This is a genomic window from Herbaspirillum sp. B65, assembly GCF_000333555.1.
GTDB classification, from domain to species: domain Bacteria; phylum Pseudomonadota; class Gammaproteobacteria; order Burkholderiales; family Burkholderiaceae_D; genus Herbaspirillum; species Herbaspirillum rubrisubalbicans.
This window is the reverse complement of the sequence record NZ_BADI01000579.1, coordinates 1-4,275: the sequence shown is the minus strand read 5'-3', so window position 1 is coordinate 4,275 and position 4,275 is coordinate 1. Positions and strand designations below refer to the sequence as shown.

At 50.4% G+C, this 4,275-nt stretch carries 7 protein-coding genes; 4 read left to right on the top strand and 3 right to left on the bottom strand.

All coding sequences use genetic code 11. From position 1 onward, the window contains the following. From I5W_RS29820 to I5W_RS33370, 3 genes are all read right to left on the bottom strand, one after another. A partial coding sequence (locus I5W_RS29820; protein WP_252717020.1) for a PAAR domain-containing protein occupies window positions 1-641 on the bottom strand: 641 nt, incomplete at its 3' end. Window positions 642-676: 35 nt separating this feature from the next. Beyond that, window positions 677-1,018 carry a hypothetical protein gene (locus I5W_RS33375; protein WP_252717019.1) on the bottom strand — a complete coding sequence of 114 codons (342 nt, stop codon included), beginning with the start codon at window positions 1,016-1,018 and terminating at the stop codon, window positions 677-679. A 13-nt stretch (window positions 1,019-1,031) separates the two neighbouring features. After that, entirely contained in the window at window positions 1,032-1,580 is a 549-nt protein-coding gene (locus I5W_RS33370; RefSeq protein WP_252717018.1) for a hypothetical protein, read from the bottom strand. 637 nt (window positions 1,581-2,217) lie between these two features. Between I5W_RS33370 and I5W_RS13930 the strand changes: the two genes are divergently transcribed. From I5W_RS13930 to I5W_RS32835, 4 genes are all read left to right on the top strand, one after another. Then, window positions 2,218-2,415 (top strand): hypothetical protein, encoded by a 198-nt coding sequence (locus I5W_RS13930; RefSeq protein WP_044529674.1) that lies wholly within the window; start codon window positions 2,218-2,220, stop codon window positions 2,413-2,415. A 233-nt stretch (window positions 2,416-2,648) separates the two neighbouring features. Then, complete coding sequence (locus I5W_RS31305) at window positions 2,649-3,044, top strand: hypothetical protein (RefSeq protein ID WP_159106125.1); 396 nt, start codon at window positions 2,649-2,651, stop codon at window positions 3,042-3,044. A 208-nt stretch (window positions 3,045-3,252) separates the two neighbouring features. Further along, the gene (locus I5W_RS29815) at window positions 3,253-3,687 is read left to right on the top strand and encodes a hypothetical protein (protein WP_083893533.1); all 435 of its coding nucleotides are present in this window, start codon (window positions 3,253-3,255) and stop codon (window positions 3,685-3,687) included. 395 nt (window positions 3,688-4,082) lie between these two features. After that, window positions 4,083-4,275: hypothetical protein (locus I5W_RS32835; RefSeq protein WP_044529673.1), on the top strand; the 193-nt coding region annotated here is incomplete at its 3' end.

Genomic DNA, 4,275 nt, shown 5'->3' with positions numbered 1-4,275 from the left:
GTTAATTTTACTTCGGTAGTTGTGCCTTCAGGGGACATGCCACCCGTTGCGAGAGGTGTAGAGGGGTAATCGGTTCCGTCACGTCGCATCCTTTCAAAGAGATCAAATGCCAACGCTTCGTTCGATTCTCGCTCCACCCATTCCGTAAATCCTTCTGAGTCAGTAGAGCCCGTCAGATATTGACCACTTGTAGAGCGAACTCGGACTGATTCATCAGTCACTGGCTGTCCAGAAATGGAATCGATAACTCGGAATCGGCCTCTAAAACGCTGCCCCATGTCATCTAGAGGCTCATCGTGATAGCTTGCTGCAAGATTTGATCCGATAGGACCAAAATCACCCGATGCAAGAGAGACGCTAGGTGCAGCAACACTTGAAGGATCAGTAGATGTGACGCATTGAGTGGAAATCAGTACGGCTCCGCAAGCAACCTTACAACCATCGTAGGCTACTGCCTTCCCATCATCGAGAAGGCTATTGTCGCCCTGACTTATTGGAAAAACACCCCGGCAGCGTGGACAAGAGACCATATCACCCACCCGTGCCCAACCTTTTCCGTGGGTGGCGGAATTCACTGATGCGGAAATAACGGTTCCGCCGTGACTTGTTTTATCACCCAAAACAATGATGTTACTCGACATGACATGCTCCCCCCAATTGCCGAACACAATGAGCATTAGAACGGAACAGCTTCCAAAGTTCCCGTGCCTTGATAAGGGGCTGTTGCAATCCAGATAACGTCGAGCGCTTTGTTGTACCAGAACTGCGCACCGTCCAAGAGGCCCGTGCCGGCAATTACAAAGGCTGTCTGCACGGCACCGAGCGAATTAGTGCTCGCGAGAGCCCAGCTCTGCACATCGGGCTTAGGGATGCCCCTGGAGGCGAAATATCGCTTCTGATCGAAGTCCCTGCATTCCATTTGTTTGCCGCAGTATTTGGCGATATAAGAGGCGAGTTTGTGAATGCCGTCCTTCCCGAAACCGAACTTGGAGGGATTGCGTACATCGATATTTGACATCGAGCGCCCTTGCTCATCGACACCGACGATACTCGACCAGATCGAGCGGAGAAGCTGGTAACACTGACGGCCACGGACAGCAACCTGGAAGTGCAATGCCCCCCCGCTGCTGTTCCTCAATCACGGCCACGTAATGGAAATCCACGCACTTTCCAACCCGGCGTCGGAATTTGTCCCAATCCTTGAGCGCCCTTTCGCGATCAATCATGTTGTCGCGATAGGTCAGCGTAATCATCCGATCCGCTCCAATGGACTTGCAACGCTCCCTTACGTTTTTCTTTGCATTGCGAGCGGCGACAGCTTCGTTTCGCTCGCGATTTTCGGATTCTCCGCGCTTGGTGCGCTTGCCAATGATCGGGGCCGGGCCTTTGAAGTGTTTCTCACGGCAGACGGTGACTTCCATCTGCCCGTCTGGATATGTGACCTTGCGGGCCACGTAGCGGTCATTCCACGTGTTTCTGATGCCCTCATCGCTCCAGCCTGGAGCCTTTTGCTCGAATTCGTTGCAGGTATCAAACGAAACGTTTGACAGATCAAAATCCGGGGTATAACTTGCAGACATTCATTCACCTATCTCAGCTAGTTGGATGAACGCCCTGATCGGATCGCGAGTCCTTTCAGGGCATTTTCTTTTGTGGACTACCCTTCCCTACTCTCTTTTTTCTTTTCGGTTTGTCTGCCTTGGCATCCCGCTCCAGGCTTGTTTCCGTTAAGTATGCTTAATACAAGTCTAGGCGCTCGCTTCGCTCGCGCCGCCCGCAGCTTGCGAGGACGGCGCGATCTTGCTGCGCCTCTTTTCCGTTACGCGTAACGGAAATTCCCCCGCCTCATCGAGCGCCGCAGCGCCCTTGATTGACCGCATAAAGCCTGGCTTGTGGGTGCTGCGCACTCATGGGCAGTTGAGGCCGTTTCTCCGATCAACCCGCCACCGTTCTCCAGAGTTCTCCGCCTTTGCGATGAACGATAGCCGGCGCGTCTTTTGCCGCAAGGGGGCATTCATAAAAGCGCCAGCAACCGCGCTTTTACAAACCTTCCCCCTTGCGGCAAAAGCCTCATGCGCCGTCTATTCGATCATCGGGCGAAGAACTCAGGAAAACGGCGGCAGGCGGTAGACGAGAAACGACCGAAACCGCCGGTCTTACGGAGGGCTCCGAATCTAGGAACCCGGTCAGCTTTAACACCACCTCGAAGGCGCGATCATGGAACAACCAGAACTGCCCCTGCTGTATGTCCGCAATCTGATGCGCAAGGGCGCGGCCTTCATCTGGATACGCCCGGATGGGCGTCAATTCTTCTGCAAGACCATGCGCCAACTGGTGGCGAGGATCATGGACTATGACGGCTATATCCTGCATACGATTTTCCAGTACAAAAACGGGCGACTAATCCGCACCTGAGTTACAAGCGCGATACCTGTAGTACCAAGAGAATTTCCGTCTTGCTGTTCTGGCCGGTATTGGAGCGCAATCTGAAATTTAGACCTACAACATTTCGTCCAAAGAACTATTTATCGACTTGCTTTCACATATACATGCGCAAACGTCGCAATTTTTAACTTTGACCGAATTTATATTGTTGAGGCTTACTAATGGGAAATTTATGTGTTGGTGGTTCTAGAGGTGCTCAAGGAGTGGACTCTCCTAGTCACGAAAATCACGTCGTTGCTGCACAAATTCTGGCAAAACGAAATGAGCTCCGAAATGCTGCTGGCGTACCGCAAAACCAATACGATTACGTTCTTAATGCAGCACCCGAGGACCTTCGTCATCGCTATAACACTCTTTTTGCAGCAACCAATCACTCCATTCGAATGGCAGATGTAATACACGACTATCTAACAGAGATTTCGCGTGTTCATCCTGGCGTGATCACCCCTCAATCCACATTAACTGACCTGAACGAGAAAATTGAAGCTTGGACTGCTATGAGAAACTCTATAGAGGCTTACATGCGCAGCAACGGCACCCCATACACGGCGGTAATTGGCCCAAGTGGTTCACGCAGGATCGGATTTCAGACATTTTAACTTTCGGTATTCCGACAGTGCCGCCCTCCTTTTAGGTATCCCTTTTTGGGGGAAATTTTCGGTTCAACCCAACACGCAATGCCATTTAAGAGATGAATAAAACGGATAGTTGAATTAACCATTATTTACGGCATTACATACATTCAGGCGTAGACGTCGAAATTTTTTCCGGCTACGCCAGTTAAATGTTTCTTGGAGTTTTTTTAATATGGGAAATTTTTGTGTCGGCAGTTCAAGTGGCGCCAATGCAGTTAGCTCTCCCGATCATGAAGTCACCATTTCGGCTGCTCAGATTCTGGAGAAACGCAACGAATTACAAAATTCGGCCGGGTTGCCTCAAGACCAATATGATTTTGTGTCGAATCAAGCGCCAGGCGGTCTTCGGGATCGCTATAACAGGCTGTTCAGAGAAACCACCAATTCGCTACAAATGGCAGATATGCAATATGCATTTATAGCTCGCACCTCCTACGTTAATCCCGAAATTACCCCTGCAGAAACCCTGGACGACCTGAATAACAAAATTCAAGCTTGGGCTGATATGCGAGAAGCCTTAGTAACTGCCATGGAGAGCCATATCGATCCATACCGACAAGTGCTCAATCCAAGCGGGTCACGAAGGATTGGATATCAAACATTTTAGTTTGCCGTTCAGTTAAGACCTTTTTTGAGCACGCGAACGGTATATCGCTGAGGCAGGGCTTTAACGGCCCGGTCGACCTGTCGACCGGGCCGTTCTTCATTGCCCAGATCGATCCCAACCCATGCTGTGCTTTGCGTGATGGCCTCCTAAATGAAAACACCCTACAGCGCAACCGCCTGTAGGGTGGAGTGACCATCTCATTAATGCCGTTCAGTCTTCACTGAACGGCATTGCCCTTTAATCGGGGCCTTTCTGCTCGCGAGAAGTCTTAGTTGCAGATCTGCCCACCTTCGTAAACCAAACAAGCAGGATTATCCTTTGGAGTATTAATACGAAGGCCTTTTGACAAAGCAAACGCCGAAGACGAGATTCCCACCAACAAAGCAGCAGCGACGATGACTTTGAGCTTGCGCATAATCTTGATTCCTTATGAATTTACGAGAGAGATTGTCGTTAAAAAAACGATCTTAACTGCACGGCATTACCGCAATCGCGGGATTTTTTTCTGGCTAGATGCTTCAGTGGCAAATCTTCACGCCATCAAGGTCGTCGCAAACTTTGGTGATACGGTGACCACTGGCCAAGCTA